We start from the raw sequence: 19,357 nt of genomic DNA, 5'->3' as shown, positions 1-19,357 counted from the left end.
CCTCNCCCTCCTGCGCGACCATCACCGCCTGTCCGGCTCCACCGCGCTCGGCCGCATCACCGGCGCAATCGGGGGAACCGGCGCAACTGGGGGAACCGGCAGGGCCGGGGGAACCGGCAGGGCCGGCTGGGCCGGGGGAACTGTCGGCGGTGCCGGTTCCGCGGAACCGCTCGGAGCCGGCGGCCTGCCCCGCAACGGGCCGCGACGCGGCTTCGTCGGCGACCCGGACCGCGGGCTCTACTACCATCCGTTGATCGTCGACGGGGTGCGCCCCGACGACGAGCTGTTCCGCGAGGAGACGTTCGGGCCGATCGTCGGCGTCACCACCTACCGCGACCTCGACGAGGCGATCGAGCTGGCGAACCTGCCCGGCTACGGCCTGTCGTCGTCGATCTACACCGCGGACGCGGCGAGCGCGCTGCGGTTCCGCCGCGGGGTGCGCGCCGGGATGGTCAGCGTCAACGGGTCGACGACCGGCGCCGAGGCGCACCTGCCCTTCGGTGGTAACGGCCGGTCCGGCAACGGCAGCCGCCAGTCCGGGATCTGGATGCTCGACCAGGTCACCCGCTGGCAGTCGCTGAGCTGGGACTATTCCGGCCGGCTGCAGCGCGCCCAGCTCGACACCGCGGTCCCCGCCGCCGACCTGTCCTTCCGCCTGCCCGGCTGACCTCCCACCCGCCGGGCCCGACCTGCTGCGTGCCTGGGAACGGCGTCCGCTATCTCTTCCACAGGGACAAATCGGGCGCCGAACCCCGTGGAAGAGACAGGTAGGCGCGCTCCCCTGCATCCGCTCGCTCCGAGAGGGCGCTCAGTGGGCGTCCGATGTGCCGGTTCTGTCGGATGCGGACTGTTCTGTCACCTGGTGTTCGGGCGCGCGTCAACCATGGGCTGGCCGGCTTCCGTACGGTTGGCCGGCCGGCTGCCCCCGGCCCTGCGGATTCGCCCCGTGTACGGCGCCGTCGGGTGGGAACAGCCCCCCGGTGCAGCCTCGTTGTCCGTACGGGAGGGAATCAGCGTGACCCACGTCGAACGGGTGATCCCCAAGGGGGCCGACGGCCGGGCGGAGCCGCTGGTGCACGGCATCGCCGACGGTATCGGTGGGTGGCTCGGCGCGGCCGGCCTCGCCGAGCGGGTCGGGGTCCACGCGGAGAGCCTGGCCGGCCTGCGGGTCCTCGACGAGGACGACGACGAGGCGACGCTGCTGCGGCCCGACGGANCCCCCGTCGACACCTGGCGCGAGAACTACCCGTACGACACCCGCCTGGCCCGCGCCGACTACGAGCGCGACAAGCGGCTGCTGCAGATCGAGCTGCTGAAGATGCAGTACTGGGCCAAGGAGACCGGGCAGCGCATCGTGCTCGTCTTCGAGGGCCGCGACGCCGCCGGCAAGGGCGGCACGATCAAGCGGTTCACCGAGCACCTGAACCCCCGGGGCGCCCGGGTCGTCGCCCTGGAGAAGCCGTCGCCGCGCGAGCAGCAGTCCTGGTACTTCCAGCGCTACATCGAGCACCTGCCCACGGCCGGCGAGATCGTCATGTTCGACCGGTCCTGGTACAACCGGGCCGGCGTCGAGCGGGTCATGGGCTTCTGCTCCCCGGACCAGTACCGCGAGTTCCTGCGCCAGGCCCCGGAGCTGGAACGGATGTGGACCCGCAGCGGGATCAGAGTGATCAAGCTGTGGTTCTCGGTGTCGCGCCGCGAGCAGCAGACCCGGTTCATCGTCCGGCAGATCGACCCGGTCCGGCAGTGGAAGCTCAGCCCGATCGACCTCGCCGCGCTGGATCGCTGGGACGACTACACCGACGCCAAGGAAGCGATGTTCTTCTACACCGACACGGTCGAGGCGCCGTGGACGGTGGTGAAGAGCAACGACAAGAAGCGGGCCCGGCTGGAGACCATGCGTCACGTCCTGCACACGCTGCCCTACACCGGCAAGGAGCCCGACGTCGTCGGCACCCCCGACCCGCTGATCGTCGGCCCCGCGATGAACCTGCTGGAGACCGGCGAGAAGGCCGACCGCACCTTCCCCACGCTGCACTGATCCCTTCCGGCGCCGCGGGTTCGGCTACCTTGCTGTTGTGGGGGGCTTCCCGCTGCCGGCGTTGCCGTCGCCGCTGGAGGAGATCGCGGATGCGCGGCTGGGTGCGCGGGGCGTCCGCCTGCTGCTCAAGCGGGACGACCTCATCCACCGGGACATCCCCGGCAACAAGTGGCGCAAGCTGCGGGGCAACCTCGACGAGGCGCGCCGGCTCGGGCACGACACGCTGCTGACCTTCGGCGGCGCCTACTCGAACCACATCCGGGCGGTGGCGGCGGCCGGCCGGTTGTTCGGCCTCCGGACGGTCGGGGTCATCCGGGGCGAGGAACACCTGCCGCTCAACCCGACGCTGCGCTTCGCCGTCGACGCCGGGATGCGGCTGGCCTACCTCGACCGGACCTCGTACCGGGCGAAGACGTCGGCCGCGGTCGTCGAGCGGCTGAGCGCCGAGTTCGGGGCGTTCTACCTGCTGCCCGAGGGCGGCAGCAACGCGCTCGGGGTGCGCGGCTGCGCCGCGCTGCCCGCCGAGATCGACCGTCCCTTCGACGTGCTCTGCTGCTCGTGCGGCACCGGCGGCACCCTCGCCGGCCTCGCCGCGGGCCTCGCGCCGGGCCAGCGCGCCCTCGGCGTCCCGGTGCTGCGGGGCGCCGGATTCCTCGCCGACGACGTCGACGCCCTCCAGCGTGCGGCGTTCGGCGCGAACTCCGGCAACTGGACCATGGCCTACGACTTCCACTTCGGCGGCTACGCGAGGTCGACCCCGGAACTGGGCCGCTTCATCGTCGACTTCCACGACCGCCACGGCCTGGGCCTGGAACCGGTGTACGAGGCGAAGCTGCTCTACGCCCTGTTCGCCCTCGCCGAGGCCGACGCCTTCGCACCCGGCACGACGGTCGTCGCCGTCCTCAACGCCGTGGCGGACGGCCTCGGACCCGACCCCCGGACGGGACCATCGGATGATCGTCATACCCGGTTATACTGAGCGTGTGAAGACTGCGATCTCGATCCCGGACGAGACGTTCAACGAGGCTGAGCGTCGCGCGGCCGCACTTGGTGTGAGTCGCTCCGAGTTCTTCACGACAGCCGCGCGCCGCTACATCGAGGAGCTCGACGCGCAGTCCCTCACCGAGCGCATCGACGCCGCACTGGAGCTCGCGGGTCCCGACGACTCGTTCGAGGCCGCGGCGCGCGCCGGCCGGCGAGCACTGGGCGACAGCGAGGACTGGTGATCAGCCGGGGCGACATTCGCTGGGTCGACCTCGGTGAGGCGGAGGGCAGTCGCCCCGCGAAGCGCCGCCCGGTGGTGGTCGTCCAGTCCGCGCCCTACAACGCGAGCCGGTTGGCCACAGCCGTCGCGGTCGTCATCACCTCGAACACCGTGCTTGCCACCATGCCCGGCAACATCTTCCTCCCCGCCGCGGTGACCGGCCTTCCACGGGACTCCGTCGCCAACGTGGCGGCCATCGTCACCGTCAACAAGGACGAACTCGGGCACGCTGTGGGCGCTGTCCCGGGGGGCCTCATGCGAGACCTGGACCGCGGACTGCGTCACGTACTCGGGCTCTGACCGCGACAGTGGCGGGCCGGGTCGTGCTGACCGTGGAGCCGCCGGCATCCGTGGCTGTCGAAGCGGGAGGGGACCGCCAGGACTGCCCGCTGGCGCAGGAATGATCGTCAAGATCGGTTACCGCGACGGGGATCGCCCCGGACGCCGGCCCGGCCGGCGGTGTCGGGCCGGGTCGGGGGCCGGGGCGTCGTAGGTCAGCCGGTGGTGGGCTGGGTGGGTAGGGGGGCGGGGGAGTCGTAGCGGGGGCGCAGGGGCTGGCCGGAGCGGCCGGCGTCGGGGCGCACGGCGAGGGTCTGGTGGATCTGGGTCTGGCCGCCCTCGAAGCTGAGCGCCGAGCCGGCCATGTACAGCCGCCACACCCGGGCGCGCCCGGCGCCGACCTGGGCGACGGCGGTGTCCCAGTTCTCCTCCAGCGCCCGAACCCAGGCCCGCAGGGTCAGGCCGTAGTGCTCACGCAGGTTCTCGACGTGACGGACCTCGAAGCCGGCGGCCTGCGTCAGCGACGTCATCAGGCCGATCTCGTGCAGCTCCCCGTCCGGGAAGACGTAGCGGCGCAGGAAGTCGCGGCCCTTCGGCAGCGGGATCGGGCCGAGGTGGGGCTGGTAGCGGTAGGCCCCGGCCGGGTCGCCGGGGGAGGAGATCCCGTGGTTGAGCAGCCGGCCGCCGGGGCGCAGCAGCCCGTAGAGGCTGGCGAAGTACGTCGGCAGCATCGCCCGCCCGACGTGCTCGACCATGCCGACCGAGCTGATCGCGTCGAACGGGCCGTCGGGAATCTCCCGGTAGTCCTGCAGACGGATCTCGATGGCGTCGGTGAGCCCGGCCTCGGCGATCCGGCGGCGGGCCTCGGCGGCCTGCTCCACCGAGATCGTCACCCCGACGCCGTGGACGCCGTGGTGGCGGGCGGCGTGGATGAGCATGCTGCCCCACCCGCAGCCGACGTCGAGCAGTCGCTCGCCGGGGCGCAGCCCGAGCTTGCGGCAGACCAGCTCGTGCTTGGCGGTCTGGGCGGCGTCGAGCCCGCTGGCCGGCGACTCCCACACCCCGCACGAGTAGGTCATCGTCGGGCCGAGGATCAACCGGTAGAACGCGTTGGACACGTCGTAGTGGTGGGAGATCGCCGCGGCGTCGCGGTGGCGGCTGTGGCGGCGCCCGTGTAGACGGGCCTCCTCCGGCGGCGGGGCGGGTGGTCGGGCGCCGAGCTCGCGCAGCAGGGTCAGCAGGGCGGGTGCCGTGGCGGCGGTGGGGCGGTGCGGGAGGGCGGACAGGTGGTCGCGCAGCTCCAGGGCGGCGAAGATGTCGCCCTCGACGTCGAGATCACCGGCGACGAAGGCGCGGGCGAAACCCAGCTCGCCGGGGCGGAACAGGGCGCGGTGCATCGCCTCCGGCGAGCGCACCACGACCTGCGTGGGGGTGTCCGGGCCGAGCGCGGAGCCGTCCCACAGGACGATCCGCACCGGTGGCGCGGTCCCGATGAAGGTCTCGAGCAGGGTGCGGGTCGCCCGTACGAGCTCCGGCGACCACCGTGGGTCCGGAACAGGGGTTGGCTGGGCGGCGGGCTCGTGCTCCTCCAGTTCTCGACTGATCGTCAAGGCGCATCCTCCGGGTCGTGTGCGCGGTCCCTTCGGCTGGGACGTCGCCGGAGACTGCCCGGTCGGCACCCGCCCGACCAGGACCTTCGCCCACGCCGGTGGCCCGGTCGATCAGCGGAAGGCCCGTGGTCGGCCCAGCCCCGCGGGGCGCGGTCGCACCTGGTTACCTGGCTCTCATCGTCCCCCAGAAACGCCGTGTCCGAACGGTGTCCGGTGTCGCATGGTGGTATCCCCGTCGGCGGGAATATTTCGGCCGGTTGACGTAGGGAAAACTGCAGGTGGCGGTGGTCGGGGAGGGTCGGGGAGCGGCGGGCTCAGGCGACCGCGGCGGCGCCGAGCAGGGCCTTGAGATCGCCCATCAGCGCGGGGGTGCGCTGGACCTTGTAGGCGTCGTCGAGGCGCAGCAGAGTGATCTGGCCGGGGGTCTGCAGCCGCAGGTGCACCTCGGTCGTCCCCGGGTGGGTGCCCAGCACCTCGCGCAGCCGTTCCACCGTCGGCGGGTTCACCCGGGCCGCGGACATGGTGATCACCACCGGGGGGCTGAGCGCCGCGTCGCTGAGATCCGGCACGGTCAGCTCGGCGGCGATCAGGCGCGGGGTGTCCTCCCGCTTGTCCAGGCGGCCTCGGACGATGACGACGGCGTCCTCGGCGAGCTGGGTGGAGCACACCTCGTACGTCTGCGGGAAGAACATCACCTCCAGTCCGCCGGCGAGGTCCTCGACGGTGGTCAGCGCCCAGAGCTTGCCCTGCTTGGTCACCTTGCGCTGCAGGCTGGAGATGATCCCGGCGATGGTCACGGTGGACCCGTCCGCGTACTCCCCGCCCGTCAGCGCGGCGATACTGCAGTCCGCCTTCGCGGTGAGGATGTGCTCGACCTCGCGCAGGGGATGGTCGGAGACGTAGAGCCCGAGCATCTCCCGCTCGTGGGACAGCTTGACCGTCTTGTCCCACTCCTGGTCGGAGAACTCCTGCACGCCGAAGACGGGCGCGGCGCCCGGGTCGTCGTCGGCGTCGAGGGCGAACAGGTCGAACTGGCCCTCGGCGTTCTTCTTCTTCACGCCCATCACCGCGTCGACGGCCTGCTCGTGCCGTTCCACCAGGCCGCGGCGGGTGTGCCCGAGCGCGTCGAACGCGCCGGCCTTGATCAGCGACTCGATGGTGCGCTTGTTGCAGACCACCGCGTCGACCTTGTCGAGGAAGTCCGGGAAGGAGACGAAGCGGCTCTTCGCCTTCCGGGTACGGACGATCGACTCGACGACGTTCGTCCCGACGTTGCGGATGGCGGCGAGCCCCACCCGGATCTCGTTGTCGCCGTGCGCGGTGTAGTCGGCGTTGGAACTGTTGACGTCCGGCGGGAGCACCCGGATACCCATCCGGCGGCACTCGTTGAGGTAGATCGCGCTCTTGTCCTTGTCGTCGCGCACGGACGTCAGCAGCGCGGCCATGTACTCGGCCGGGAAGTTGGCCTTGAGGTACGCCGTCCAGTAGGAGACCAGCCCGTAGCCGGCGGTGTGCGCCTTGTTGAACGCGTAGTCGGAGAACGGGACGAGGATGTCCCACAGCGTCTTGATCGCAGCCTCGGAGTACCCGCTGGTCTTCATCCCCTCCGAGAAGGGAACGAACTCCTTGTCGAGGATCTCCTTCTTCTTCTTGCCCATCGCCCGGCGCAGCAGGTCGGCGCCGCCGAGGGAGTAGCCGGCGACCTTCTGCGCGATCGCCATGACCTGCTCCTGGTAGACGATCAGGCCGTAGGTCGTGTCGAGGATGTCGGCGAGCGCGTCGGACAGCTCCGGGTGAATCGGGGTGATCTCCTGCTGGCCGTTCTTGCGCAGCGCGTAGTTGATGTGCGAGTTCGCGCCCATCGGCCCCGGCCGGTACAGGGCGAGCACGGCGGAGATGTCCTCGAAGTTGTCCGGGCGCATCATCCGCAGCAGCGAGCGCATCGGCCCGCCGTCGAGCTGGAACACCCCCAGGGTGTCGCCGCGGCCGAGCAGCTCGTAGGCGGCGGAGTCGTCGAGGGTGAGCCCCAGCAGGTCGATCGTGATGCCCCGGTTGGCCTCGACGTTGCGCACCGCGTCATCCATGACGGTGAGGTTGCGCAGGCCCAGGAAGTCCATCTTGAGCAGGCCGAGGGTCTCGCACGTCGGGTAGTCGAACTGGGTGATGATCGCGCCGTCGGCGTCGCGGCGCCACACCGGGATGTGGTCGATGATCGGCTCGGCGGACATGATGACGCCGGCCGCGTGCACCCCGGCCTGGCGGATCAGCCCCTCCAGGCCCTTCGCCGTCTCGATGACCTTCTTGACGTCCGCGTCGGACTCGTACAGCCCGCGGATCTCCCCGGCCTCGCTGAAGCGCGGGTGCTTCGGGTCGAAGATGCCGCCCAGCGGGATGTCCTTGCCCATCACGGCCGGCGGCATTGCCTTGGTGATCCGGTCGCCGACGGCGTACGGGTAGCCGAGCACCCGCGAGGAGTCCTTGATCGCGGCCTTGGCCTTGATGGTGCCGAAGGTGACGATCTGCGCGATGCGGTCGTCGCCCCAGCGCTCGGTGACATAACGGATCACGTCGCCGCGACGACGTTCGTCGAAGTCGATGTCGATGTCGGGCATGGACACGCGCTCGGGGTTGAGGAAGCGCTCGAACAGCAGCGAGTGGGGGATCGGGTCAAGGTCGGTGATGCCGAGAGCGAAGGCGACCATCGACCCGGCGGCGCTGCCGCGGCCCGGCCCGACCGGGATGCCCTGGCTCTTCGCCCACATGATGAAGTCCGCGACGACGAGGAAGTACGACGGGAACCCCATCTGGAGGATGATCCCGATCTCGTACTCGACCCGCTCGCGGTGTTCGTCGTCGAAGCCGTTCGGGAAGCGCCGGGCCATGCCCGCCCAGGTCTCCTTGCGAAACCAGCTCTCCTCGGTCTCGCCGTCCGGCACCGGGAAGCGCGGCATCAGGTTGCGCTTGGCGAACATGCCGCTCGGGTCGACCCGCTCGGCGATCAGCAGCGTGGTCTCGCAGCCCTCCTGCCAGATGTCCGAGGAGTCGATGCCGTACATCTCCTCGGCGCTCTTGAGGAAGTAGCCCGAGCCCTCGAACTGGAACGACGGGTTGGCCACCGTCGAGGCCGTCTGCACGCACAGCAGCGCGGCGTGGGCGTCGCGCTCGTGTTCGTAGGTGTAGTGCGAGTCGTTGGTGACCACGAAGCGCATGTCCAGCGCGCGGGCGATGTCGACGAGCCCGTCGCGGACCCGGCGCTCGATGTCGAGGCCGTGGTCCATGATCTCGCAGAAGAAGTTCTCCTTGCCGAAGATCTCCTGATAGGTGGCGGCGGCCTGCAGGGCGGCGTCGTACTGGCCCAGGCGCAGCCGGGTCTGCACGATGCCGGACGGGCAGCCGGTCGTCGCCATCAGCCCCTCGGCGTGCTCGGCGATGATCTCCTGGTCCATCCGCGGCCACTTGATGTAGTGGCCCTCGATCGACGCCCGCGAGTTCAGCTTGAACAGGTTCTTCAGCCCGTCGGCGTTGCGCGCCCACATCGTCATGTGGGTGTAGGAGCCGCCGCCGGAGACGTCGTCGCTCTTCTGATGCGGCTCGCCCCAGCGCACCCGCTGCTTGAGCAGGCGCGACTCGGGGGCGACGTACGCCTCGCAGCCGATGATCGGCTTCACGCCCGCGGCGGTGGCCTGCCGGTGGAAGTCGTACGCCCCGTACATGTAGCCGTGGTCGGTGATCGCGACCGCCGGCATCTGCTGGCGCGACACCTCGCTGAACATGTCCTTCAGCCGAGCCGCCCCGTCCAACATCGAGTACTCGGTGTGAACGTGCAGGTGGACGAAGGAGTTTGACACGTCGGACCCTCCCGCGCGCTGGGCACGCCGGTCGAAGCGCGGCCGATCACCCCGTCACGGGCGGACGGCACGCCGACGCGCCGGGTGCGCTCGCCACGGGGATCGGCCGGATGGACGGGGCTTTCCCCGGCAGCCTAGCGGCCCGCCCGAGCCCGCCGGCACCTCCACCACTGTGTCGGCCCGAGCATCACGAAGGGACACCGCCGCGGTGCGGATCGGCATCACGGGGGCGGGTGGGCGGCCCGACCGCCGCCGGCGCGGCGTCCGGCTGGAACGGCTCACGCCGAGCGTCGGCGATCGCGCCGGCGATCGCCGCGATCGCCCGGTCGATCTCCCGTCGCGTGGTCGCCCAGTTGCTCACCGACAGCCGCATCGCCGCGCGGCCCCGCCACACCGTGCCGGTCACGTACGCCTCGCCGCCCGCCGTCACCGCCGCGGTGACCTGCCGGGTCAGCCGGTCCCCCCGCGCCGCCGCTGACCCCGCTGACCCCGCCAACCCCGCTGACCCCGTTGCCTCGGCTGACCCGGACAGCCTCGCCGGCCAGGAGTCGTGTGTCCGGCCGGCCACCGGGCGTGGGTCGTCCACCCGGATCAGCACCTGGTTGAGGGCGACGAGGGGCTCCGGGCTGGCGGGGTCGCCGTTCGCGTTCAGAATGGTCACCCCCGGTAGTGCGGCGAGCCGGGTGGCGGCGTGGTCGGCGAGGGCGCAGCACCGGTCGACGAGGTCACGTAGGCCCGCGCGGCCCAGCGAACGCAGCGCCGCGTAGACGGCGAGGGCGCGGGCCCGCCGGCTGAACTCCGGCGTCCAGTCCACCGGGTCGAGCTGCCCCGCCGTGTCGAGTACGAAGTAGTCCGCCGAGGTCGACACCGCCCGCCGGTGGGCCACCCGGTCGGCGACCAGCGCGATCCCACAGTCGTAGGGGACGTTGAGCCACTTGTGCCCGTCGGTGGCCCACGACTCGGCGAGCTCGGCGCCGGCGACGAGGTCGCGCCGCGCCGGTGACCCCGACACCGCCGCCCAGAGGCCGAAGGCGCCGTCGACGTGCACCCAGGCGCCGTGGGCGTGGGCGATCGCGCAGATCTCGCCGAGCGGGTCGACGGCGCCGGTGTTGACCTCCCCCGCCTGGGCGATGACGATCGTCGGTGTCGGTGTCGGTGTCGGTGTCGGTGTCGGCGTCGATGTTGATGTCGGCATCGGTGCTGGTGTCGGTGGCTCGGCGCCGGCCTGTCCGGTCGGGTGCGCGGTCGCGGTCGAGGTCGGTGCGAGGGCGGCGCGCAGGGCGTCGGGGCGCATCCGGCCGAGCCGGTCGGTGGCCACCTCGACGATCGTGCGGGTGCCGAAGCCGAGCAGGCGCAGCGCGGCGTCGACGGTGGCATGCCGGTTCGCGCCGACGAGCACGCGCACCGGCGGCGCCCCGGTCAGGCCGTCGGCGGCGACGTCCCAGCCCGCGTCGGCGAGCACCCGCTGGCGGGCGGCGGCGAGCGCGGTGACGTGCGCCATCTGGGTGCCGGTGGTGAAGCCCACCGACACGTCCGCCGGCAGGCCCAGCAGCTCGGCGACCCACCGGCCGGCGACGGTCTCGACGGCGCTGGCCGCGGGCGACAGCGACGCCAGCGCCGCGTTCTGGTCCCAGACGACGGCGAGCAGGTCCGCGGCGAGCGCGGCGGGCAGCGTGCCGCCGACGACGTAGCCGAAGAACCGAGGCGAGCCGGTGGCGGTCAGCCCGCCCCCCACCGCCTCGACGAGCGCGTCGACGACGGCCACCGGGTCGCTGGGGCCGGCCGGCAGCCGGTCGTCGAGCCGGGCCAGGACCTCGGCGGCGCTGTGCGCCGGGCGCACCGGGCGCTCGGCGAGGCCGGCGAGCCAGGCATCGGCGTGCCCGGCGGCGGCACGCAGCGCGGACCGCAGCGCCTCGCCGGGATCGGTCGCCCTGGTCAGCTCCCCACCGCCGGCAGCGGGGCCAGGGTCGGGAGCACCGGGCTGGCGGGACGGCGGGCGCGTTCGGCCGCCGCGCGGCCCTCGCGGCTCAGCCAGTCCGCCATGAGCTCCGCGGTCAGCTCCGCGGCCTCGAGCATCGGCACGTGGCCGAGGCCGTCGAGGATCTCCACCCGCCAGTCGGGCCGCTGCGCGGCGACGTTGCGGGCCACCGCCACCGGGATCAGCCGGTCGGCGGAGCCGTGCAGCAGCAGCGTCGGTTGCGGCACGGTGCGGACCATGTGCGCCAGCGGCGCCGGGCGCAGCAGCGACCAGACCACCGAGCGGGCCGCGCCCACGAACGCCTGGTCGGCGTCGGGCAGCCCGCCGCGCTCCCGCTGGGCGCGTTCCATCGAGGCCAGCGCCGTCTCGGGGATCGCGCTCGGGTCGGCCGTGAGCCGCAGCAGGCTCTGGTCGACGAGTTCACGCGGGGTGAAGCGGGTCCGCCGGCGGGCGAGGACCGCGGCGCCGAGGCGGGGGACGAACAGGCCGGCGAAGATGCGGGCGATCTCCGGATCCGGGCGCACGCCGCGCGGGCGGGGCAGCGCCGGGTCGACGAGGATCAGGCCGGCGACCGAGTCGGGCCGCCGGGCGGCCTGCATCACGCTGATCATGCCGCCCATCGAGTTGCCGACGAGGATGGGCGCGGTGTCGAGGACCTCGGCCAGGAAGCGGTCGAGCAGACCCTGGTTGGCCACGACGTCGGTGCGCCGGCCCGCGGCCGGGGTGCGGCCGTGACCGGCCAGGTCGACGGCCATCACCCGATGGGTGGTGGTGAGCAGCGGGGCGAGGGGCAGCCAGTTCAGATAGGAACCGCCGAGGCCGTGCACGCACAGCAGCAGCGGACCGTCCGCCGGGCCGCCGAAGTCGACGACGTGCACCGGCCCATCGAGCTGGGCCCAGGACGACCGGAAGCCGTCACCGCCGACCGGCCGCGTGACGCGTTCGTGCCCCGCGCCGGCCGGCTCGGGACCGGTGGAGCCGGTGGATGCGGTCGATCCGGCTGCGCGCGGGGTCGTCTCGGGGCTGCTCATCCCTCGACGGTAGGACCACCCCGACCCCGACCGGAAGCCGGGATCGGTGAGATGAAACGCAAGGTCGGCCGCCCCACGGCGGCCGACCTGGAGAAATCCTGACCCGTCGGGGGTCACAGTGCGCGGGAGGCTCCGAGCCGCAGCCGCTTCGGGTTCGCGACGGAACCGAACGCGATCTTCTCGGTTGTGATCTCCGTGACCTCTACCGCGTCAACGGTGCCGGGGACGGTGTCCCGCGGACCCGGCCCGGAGAGACCCGAGGTCAGCTGGGTCAACTGGTCCTGTTCCATGTGCACGCTCCTTCCATCGATGTCGACACCTGTCCCTAAAACGGTATCGAGCGGACGGGGCACACAAAGACCTCGGGTGGCCCTGCTCACACCACAGATCCGGACTGTCTCGTCACGTGTCGGTGTTCCGCTGCTGGTGACGGACCTGTCGCCGGGAGTCGGCCGTTGCGAACGCGGGGACCCGACGGTGACGGTCCGGTCGGTGCCAGATCCCGGTCGGCGCCGCCGCCCTGACGGATCAGGGCGGCGGCGCCGATGGCGGGAGCGGGTGAACGGTGGTGGTTCAGACCGTCGGCCGGTCAGACCGTCGGTGGTTCAGACCGTCGGTGGGTCAGGCCGTCGGGGCCGGGGCGGCGGGGGCCGGGGCTGCCGGGGCGCCGGGGCGCCGCTGCGGCCGGCCGTGGGCGGTCCCGGACCGGCCGAAGCGGTGACCGCCGTCGCGGCGGGCGTGCCGGTGCTCACCGTCACGGCCGCCGCCGGTCCGGGGTGCGCCGACGCGCGGTCCGCGCCCACCGGTCGCGCCGGCCATGCGGGCCTGCGGGATCTCGTCCTTGCTGACCCGGGGGGCCGGCGGGCCGGCGAGTTCCAGGACGATCGGGTCGTCCGGCGTGGTCGGCTCGGGGCGCGCCTCGATGCCGACCGCGCGCAGCAGCCCGCGCACCTTGCCCCGCTCGGCGGGCAGGGTGACCAGCACGTCGGCGCCGTCGGCGCCGGCGCGCGCGGTCCGCCCGCCGCGGTGCTGGTAGGTCTTGGCGTCCTCCGGCGGGCCGAGGTGGATGACCAGCCGGATGCCGTCGACGTGGATGCCGCGGGCGGCGACGTCGGTGGCGACGAGCACCCGGTAGAAGCCGTCGGTGAAACCGGCCAGCGCCCGGGTCCTGGCGCCCTGCGGCATCCCGCCGTGCAGCGGCTCGGCCGGCACGCCCGCGCGGCTGAGCGACTCGGCCACGCGGTCGGCGTCCCGCTGGGTGCGGACGAAGACCAGGGTGCGGCCCGAGCCGCCGGCCAGCGCGGTGACCAGCGCGACCTGGGCGGCGCGGTCGGGCGCCTCGAGGGCGTGCCGGACCAGCGTGGTGACCTGGGAGGTCTCCGAGTCGATCGCGACGAGGACCGGGTCGGGCAGGTAGTCCCGGACCAGGACCTCGACCTCGCGGTCGAGCGTCGCGCTGAACAGCAGCCGCTGCCCGGTGGACGGGGTGGCGTCGAGCAGCGCCCGCACGGCGGGCAGGAAGCCGAGGTCGCACATGAAATCGGCCTCGTCCAGCACCGTCATCTCGATCTCGCCGAGCTCGCAGGCGCTGCGCTCGACGAGGTCGGTCAACCGGCCCGGGGTGGCCACGACGAGGTGCACGCCGCGGCGCAGCGCCGAGATCTGCCGGCTGATCGACGTCCCGCCGTACACCGGCGCCAGGCGCAGGTTCAACGCCCGGGTCAGCGGCTCGAGCGCGTCGCTGACCTGCTGGGCCAGCTCACGGGTCGGGACGAGGACCAGGGCGCGGGGGCGGCGCGGTGCCGCCGGACCGCCGCTGGCGAGCCGGGCGAGGATGGGCAGCCCGAAGGCGAGCGTCTTGCCCGATCCGGTCTTCGCCCGGCCGAGGACGTTCTCCCCGGCGAGGACGTCGGGCAGGGTCGAGGCCTGCACCGGGAACGGCGCGGCGATGTTCCGGTCGGCGAGCGCCTTGATCAGGCGCTTGGGCAGGCCGGCGGCCTCGAACGTCTCGGCCGGGGGTCGGGGTTCACGCGTCGTGATGAGGGGAGCGGCCGGGCGCGCCGGGCCGCCGAAGCGGGAGCCGCCGGGCCGCGGACCGCGGCCCGCGGTGCGGGCGCCGCCGCGTCCAGTACCGCCTGCGACGCCGCGGCCACGGGCCGGGCGGGGCTGGCGATGGGCAGCATGGGACTGGGAGTTTCCGTGCTGAGACAGAGGGATCCGCCGATCAGGTCAGGGCCACCATGAGATCAATTGGACGGGTGAGGAGGTCCACACCAGCCCGTTGCATCGTCCGGCGGCCGGGGTACGGCCGGCTCCGCGACCAGACCCAACGGCGGGTGATTCCCGCTATGGCGCTCGCACCGACCTCGCACACCCGACCATTCAGCCGGGCGCGGACAGCCGCTCGGGCCGTCGTCTCCTTCACGGTACATCGACGATCCGTGCTTCGGGATAGGGCCGCGGCACGCAACGAGCCGTTGCATACCCCTCTGTGCCGGTTCGGGCGGTCACGGAACGGCGGTATGCCGGTGCGCGTCCGCACGGTCGTCCGCCTCGTCCCGGCCGGGCCCGCGGGTCGGCGCCGACCCGCGGCGGCGATGGTTGCGCAGCGTGTCGGGTTACTCCGTGCTGTCCCTGTGACCAGGACGAACACCCCGGCGTGCGGCATCGGGCGGATGACGCGTGCGCCCGCCGCTTGCGTCGCAGCAATAATCGCCGGGCCATCACCGGAAGTGAGGGGCGTGGCGGCCGGGGACGCGATGAGGGTCACCATCGGGAACGTCGGCCTGCGCCGACCGGCGAAGGACCCGGCCGCATGCCCGCCGAGCAGGCCGAACACCGTCAGTGGCGCCGGGATGACCGCGGTCACGGCCGGTTCGAGGCCGGTGCGGCGCCGCACCGTCCGGAGGAACCAGAAGACCACCGCGAACGTGGCGACCGGCACGGGGTGGACGGGACCTTCGGGTGCGGCGGCCGGTGCCCCCCGATCCGGGGGGCTCTGCGGGCCCGGGCCCGGTCGGTCGGTGTGCACGTGCGGCGTGGGTTGCGGCCGCCGACCGCCGCTGCCCGTTCGGTCACAGGTGCAGGTCGCGCCCGCCCGGCGGCTGGCCCGGACGCCCGCCCGGTCTCCCGTGCGCCCGGCCGTGCGGGCCTCGAGGCAGGTGCGTGGCCGCGTGCACGGGCCGGGCGGTCGCGGCCACGCCGTCAGAAGACCAGCTCGGTGAGGGCGTGGATGAGCAACCCGACGAGGGCGCCGACGACCGTGCCGTTGATGCGGATGAACTGCAGGTCCCGGCCGACGTGCAGCTCGATGCGCCGCGAGGTCTCCTCGGGTTCCCAGCTCGCGACGGTGTCCCCGATGATCGCGGCGATGTCCCCCTGGTAGCGGTGGACCGCCCGGGCGGCCAGATCGGACGCGGCCCGGTCGACGGTGCGGCCGAGCTCCGGGTCGGTGGCCAGTCGTGCCCCGAACGCGGCCAGCTCGTCGGTGGCCCGCACCCGGGCGGTGCTGGTCGGATCGGTGGTGAGGTCGAGCAGGATCGTCCGGGTCGTCGCCCAGATCGCGGCGACGGCCCGGCCGACCTCCGCGTGCCCCAGCAGCCGTTGCTTGATCTGCTCGACCTGCTCGCCGAGGCTCGGATCCGCGCGCAGGCGGCCGGCGAAGTCGTCGAGGAACCGGTCCAGCGCCTGGCGCACCCGATGCTCCGGGTCGGCGCGCAGCTCCGCGATCGCCTCCAGCGCCTTGTCGTAGGCCTTGACCGCGACCGCCTCGTCCAGCCACTGCGGCGTCCAGCTCGGCGCCTGGTCGACCACGAGCCGGGTGAAGAGCTCCGGGTTGCGGGTCAGCCACTCCTGGACCTCGGTGACGATCACGTCGACGAGCCGGACGTGCAGCCGGTCGTCGAGCACCCGCTGCAACGCCGCGCCCAGCACCCCCGCCCAGGGGCGCTCGACCACCCGGGGCAGCACCGCCTTCTCCACGACCTCGCGGACCAGGTCGTCGCTCATCCCGGAGATGGCCGAGGTGAGCCGGCCGGCGATCTCGGTCGTCACCCGCTCGGCGTGGCGCGGCTGGCGCAGCCACGACCCCACGCGCACAGAGACGCCGATGCCGTCGACCTTGTCCCGGATCACGTCCTCGGCGAGGAAGTGCGTGCTGACGAAGTTCTCCAGGCCCCGGCCGAGGGCGTCCTTGCGTTCCGGGATGATCGCCGTGTGGGGAATCGGCAGGCCGAGCGGGTGGCGGAACAGGGCCGTCACGGCAAACCAGTCGGCCAGCGCGCCGACGACGCCGGCCTCCGCGGCGGCGGCCACATACGCCACCCAGCCGGGGCCACCGTGGCTGTGCCAGCCCTGCGCGAGCAGGTAGACGGTCACGACAGCGGCGAGCAGCCCGGTGGCGATCAGTCGCATCCGGCGCAGCGCCTGGCGCAGTCCGGGTTCGTCCGCGGTGCCCCGGGGCAGTCCGGCTGGTACCGGCCGCCCGCCGCCCGCCGGCTCGCTCATGGGCCGCCGTCCCTCTCCCGTGCCACCTCGACGCCCACCCGGGCCCACCGGATCTGATCAGTCGATCCTCGGACACCTTATGCGGCCGGACCGGGACACCATGCGGCCGGAGCGGACATCGGCGGGCGCGGGCGGTCGGCGGTCACGGTCGCGGAGGTGGCGGCCGGCGGGGATGGGAACGCTGGTGCAACCGGCGCTGGATGACGGCGAGGTCGACGAGGGCGACCAGCGCGAGCAGCGCGAGCACCCCCGCGGCGGCGGGCTGGTCGCGCGAGGCGAACAGTCCCGCGGTGACGCCGCAGAAGACCAGACCGAACACGGCGAGCGCCAGCCGCAATCCGAGTGCGCTGCGAGCCGGCGGTGCACCCCCCGGACCGGGGGAGAACCGATGCCACCAGTGCCGACGCGGCAGGACGTCCCCCTGGTCGCGCTGGCGCGGCAGGGAACTGGTCACGATCCCCGGTATGCCCGGCCACGCCCGGGTGAACCGGGGATCGTGACCGCTTCGGGCCAGTGGGTGTCCGTGTGGGTATCCGTGCGGGGGACCGTGCGGGTCGCGGGTGGCCTCAGCTCGACCGGGGGGACGCCCCGCGGCCGGGCAGCCGCGCGGTCATCGCCGCCTTCGCCTCCGCCGAGGCCAGCCGCTCGGCGAAGAGCGCACCCTCGACGTCGATGCGTTCGAGTACCGCCGGCGTCCCGCCGTCGTGGAGCAGGGCACGGGTGGCGGCCAGGGCCTGCGGCGGCTGGGCCAGCAGCGCCGCGACCCGGTCGTCGACCCGGGCGCGCAGCGCGTCGGCGTCGGGCAGCACCTCGGTGACGATCCCCAGCTCCGCGGCCCGCGCGGCATTGAACGGTTCGCCGAAGTACGCAAGCCTCGCTGCCGCCGCGGGTCCGACCCGGCGCGGCAGCAGCAGGGACGAGCCGAACTCGGGCACCACGCCGAGGTTGACGAACGGGATGCCCAGGGTGCTGCGTTCGGTGGCGTACACCAGATCGCAGTGCAGCAGCAGCGTCGTGCCGATGCCCACCGCCGGCCCGTCGACCTCGGCGACGAGCAGCTTCGTGCCGCGGGCGACCGTCCGGATGAAGGTCATCGTCGGACCGTCCGGGGCCAGGCCGGCCGTGGCCAGGAAGTCGGCGAGGTCGTTGCCGGCGGTGAAGGACCCGCCACTGCCGCGGATCCGGACGATCCGCACCCCGGTATCGGCCTCGGCCGCCGCAAACGCCTCGGCGAGCGCCGCGTACATCGCCTGGGTGAGGGCGTTGCGCTTGTCCGGGCGCACGATGCGCACCGTGAGCACGCCGTCGGCGACCTCGGTCTCGATCTGGCTACTCAATCCGGCCTCCTGGTGCCGACGGGCGGCGGGCTGACTGACCGACACTGTGTCACCGGGCGAGGTCTGCGCGAAAGCAGACGCGGGGAGTCCGGCCGGGCGACCCCGGCGCATGGCCCGACCGGGCCTGCCAGGATGAGAATGTGACAGACCCGCGCGAACCCGGCATCCCGCCAAGACTCGCTGCCGACCTGCCGACCCAGCTCGGCCAGGGGGTCGGTCCGCGGCGGGCCGGGCAGTCCCGCGGTGAGCTCCGCCGCGAGGCCACCTCCCTCGCCGGGTTGCTCGGGCTGACGGTCGACCCGGGGGAGTGCCGCGGCAGCTTCGTGGCCGACGCTCATCTTCTCAACACGCGGGGCACCCTGTGGGGCGGCTGCGGACTCGCCGCCGCGATCGCCTTCGTCCAGGCCTGCGGCGGGCGGGACTGCGTGTGGGCGCACACCCAGTTCCTCGCCCCCGTGCATGCCGGTGAAGAGGTGGAGCTGAGCGTCGACCCGGGCACCGGCGGTCTGTCACAGGTCGTCGTGCGCGCCACCACGGCCGGGCGGCTGGTGTTCCTCGCGGGGGGCACGTTCAGCCGGGTGAGTGGCGTCGTCAGCCGGTTCGGCCCGGCCGGTGACTGGGCGCCGGACCCCGACAGCTGCCCCCCGCGCGAGTACCCGAACTGGCTGGACTTCCCCCGCGACGGTGTGATCTCCCTGGTCGAGCAGCGGTGGGCCCGCCCGGCCCGGACCGACCTCGACGGCCGGCCGGGCGGCGGGAGCAGCGCGCTGTGGCTGCGCCTGCGACCTCGGTTGCCCCTGCACGCGGCGGTGCTCGCGCTGCTTGGCGACTTCGCCCCGGTCGGACTCATCGAGGCCACGGGGGACATGGCCGCCGGCACGAGCCTCGACAACAGCCTGCGTATCGTCGCGCCCCCGACCGGTGAGTGGGTACTACTGGACGTGCGAGTCGAGGCGATCGTCCGCAACGTCGCGCAGGTGCGCGGGCGGATGTACGACCGCACGGGTGCGCTGGTCGCCACCGTGAGTCAGACGGCGCTGGTCCACCGGGTGCGGCCGCCGTCCCTGGCGAGCCGGGACGGTCAACCGTCACCCGCCCCGACGGCCGGCTGACCGACGGCCGGCTGACCGACGGCCGGCTGACCGACGGCCTGCCGAAACGGCCCGCCCGCGTCCGCGCTGCCCCGCTCATGGCGGGATCCGTTGCGGATGCTGGATTGAAACCACGGTAGCCGGGGTATGGGGGCAGTACGGCGGATGCTGTGCGGCTGGGCATTGCCGGGTCATGGTGAGTGCATGGGGAGTCCCGGGGGCGGGCTCTTCACAAGCCGGTGAGGGCGCGTATTGCGACCAGACCGACGACCACCCCGACGACCCGGCCCCGGCTGGGCGTCCCGGGATGTCCAGATGTGTTTCGTGCAACATTTCGTGTGTTTGTGTTGCCGCCGTCGGGAGTCCGGTCAT

15 protein-coding genes are annotated in these 19,357 nt (G+C 73.1%); 6 read left to right on the top strand and 9 right to left on the bottom strand.

Annotation, left to right across the window (positions count from 1 at the left end; all coding sequences use genetic code 11):
* Window positions 1-5: 5 nt before the first annotated feature.
* From FF36_RS37310 to FF36_RS06860, 5 genes are all read left to right on the top strand, one after another.
* The coding region (locus FF36_RS37310; protein ID WP_242422347.1) for an aldehyde dehydrogenase family protein at window positions 6-667 on the top strand (662 nt) is incomplete at its 5' end.
* Between the two features lie 594 nt (window positions 668-1,261).
* Window positions 1,262-2,041: a polyphosphate kinase 2 gene (ppk2, locus tag FF36_RS06875; RefSeq protein WP_277912828.1), complete on the top strand. Its 780-nt coding sequence runs from the start codon at window positions 1,262-1,264 to the stop codon at window positions 2,039-2,041.
* 37 nt (window positions 2,042-2,078) lie between these two features.
* Entirely contained in the window at window positions 2,079-3,020 is a 942-nt protein-coding gene (locus FF36_RS06870; protein ID WP_044884115.1) for a 1-aminocyclopropane-1-carboxylate deaminase/D-cysteine desulfhydrase, read from the top strand.
* A gap of 4 nt (window positions 3,021-3,024) precedes the next feature.
* Window positions 3,025-3,267: a ribbon-helix-helix domain-containing protein gene (locus tag FF36_RS06865; RefSeq protein WP_044884114.1), complete on the top strand. Its 243-nt coding sequence runs from the start codon at window positions 3,025-3,027 to the stop codon at window positions 3,265-3,267.
* The gene (locus FF36_RS06860; RefSeq protein ID WP_277912826.1) at window positions 3,264-3,605 is read left to right on the top strand and encodes a type II toxin-antitoxin system PemK/MazF family toxin; all 342 of its coding nucleotides are present in this window, start codon (window positions 3,264-3,266) and stop codon (window positions 3,603-3,605) included. Before FF36_RS06865 ends, FF36_RS06860 begins: the two co-directional genes overlap by 4 nt.
* Window positions 3,606-3,799: 194 nt before the next feature.
* On the opposite strand, the gene FF36_RS06855 is transcribed toward FF36_RS06860, so the two are convergent.
* The 9 genes from FF36_RS06855 to FF36_RS06815 all read right to left on the bottom strand — a co-directional run bounded on the left by FF36_RS06855 (window position 3,800) and on the right by FF36_RS06815 (window position 17,894).
* The gene (locus FF36_RS06855; protein WP_044884112.1) at window positions 3,800-5,194 is read right to left on the bottom strand and encodes an SAM-dependent methyltransferase; all 1,395 of its coding nucleotides are present in this window, start codon (window positions 5,192-5,194) and stop codon (window positions 3,800-3,802) included.
* Between the two features lie 314 nt (window positions 5,195-5,508).
* Window positions 5,509-9,042 carry a DNA polymerase III subunit alpha gene (dnaE, locus tag FF36_RS06850; RefSeq protein WP_044884111.1) on the bottom strand — a complete coding sequence of 1,178 codons (3,534 nt, stop codon included), beginning with the start codon at window positions 9,040-9,042 and terminating at the stop codon, window positions 5,509-5,511.
* A gap of 187 nt (window positions 9,043-9,229) precedes the next feature.
* The gene (locus FF36_RS32450; RefSeq protein ID WP_370657129.1) at window positions 9,230-10,882 is read right to left on the bottom strand and encodes a pyridoxal phosphate-dependent decarboxylase family protein; all 1,653 of its coding nucleotides are present in this window, start codon (window positions 10,880-10,882) and stop codon (window positions 9,230-9,232) included.
* 95 nt (window positions 10,883-10,977) lie between these two features.
* Window positions 10,978-12,051 carry an alpha/beta fold hydrolase gene (locus tag FF36_RS06840; RefSeq protein ID WP_052680987.1) on the bottom strand — a complete coding sequence of 358 codons (1,074 nt, stop codon included), beginning with the start codon at window positions 12,049-12,051 and terminating at the stop codon, window positions 10,978-10,980.
* 113 nt (window positions 12,052-12,164) lie between these two features.
* Window positions 12,165-12,341 (bottom strand): hypothetical protein, encoded by a 177-nt coding sequence (locus FF36_RS35860; protein WP_173667349.1) that lies wholly within the window; start codon window positions 12,339-12,341, stop codon window positions 12,165-12,167.
* A gap of 331 nt (window positions 12,342-12,672) precedes the next feature.
* Window positions 12,673-13,983: a DEAD/DEAH box helicase gene (locus tag FF36_RS06830; protein WP_052680986.1), complete on the bottom strand. Its 1,311-nt coding sequence runs from the start codon at window positions 13,981-13,983 to the stop codon at window positions 12,673-12,675.
* A 1,272-nt stretch (window positions 13,984-15,255) separates the two neighbouring features.
* A complete protein-coding gene (locus FF36_RS06825) occupies window positions 15,256-16,557 on the bottom strand; it encodes a DUF445 domain-containing protein (RefSeq protein WP_044884109.1) in 1,302 nt (433 codons plus the stop codon).
* 142 nt (window positions 16,558-16,699) lie between these two features.
* Entirely contained in the window at window positions 16,700-17,011 is a 312-nt protein-coding gene (locus tag FF36_RS06820; protein WP_082121730.1) for a DUF6343 family protein, read from the bottom strand.
* Window positions 17,012-17,123: 112 nt separating this feature from the next.
* Window positions 17,124-17,894, bottom strand: coding sequence for an enoyl-CoA hydratase-related protein (locus FF36_RS06815; protein ID WP_044884108.1), 771 nt, complete (start codon window positions 17,892-17,894; stop codon window positions 17,124-17,126).
* 140 nt (window positions 17,895-18,034) lie between these two features.
* Here FF36_RS06815 and FF36_RS06810 point away from each other — a divergent pair, with 140 nt between their 5' ends.
* Window positions 18,035-19,006, top strand: coding sequence for an acyl-CoA thioesterase (locus FF36_RS06810; RefSeq protein WP_236706412.1), 972 nt, complete (start codon window positions 18,035-18,037; stop codon window positions 19,004-19,006).
* The last annotated feature ends 351 nt before the right edge of the window (window positions 19,007-19,357 follow it).

The sequence above is a fragment of the Frankia torreyi genome, from assembly GCF_000948395.1.
Lineage (GTDB): Bacteria > Actinomycetota > Actinomycetes > Frankiales > Frankiaceae > Frankia > Frankia torreyi.
Note: the sequence above shows the minus strand (reverse complement) of the source record. Positions and strands in the feature narration are given on the sequence as shown.

Excerpts from the sequence above, each read along its gene's own strand:
- FF36_RS06840 (WP_052680987.1), bottom strand. The coding sequence starts at position 12,051 with ATGAGCAGCCCCGAGACGACCCCGCGCGCAGCCGGATCGACCGCATCC.
- FF36_RS35860 (WP_173667349.1), bottom strand. The coding sequence starts at position 12,341 with ATGGAACAGGACCAGTTGACCCAGCTGACCTCGGGTCTCTCCGGGCCG.
- FF36_RS06825 (WP_044884109.1), bottom strand. The coding sequence starts at position 16,557 with ATGAGCGAGCCGGCGGGCGGCGGGCGGCCGGTACCAGCCGGACTGCCC.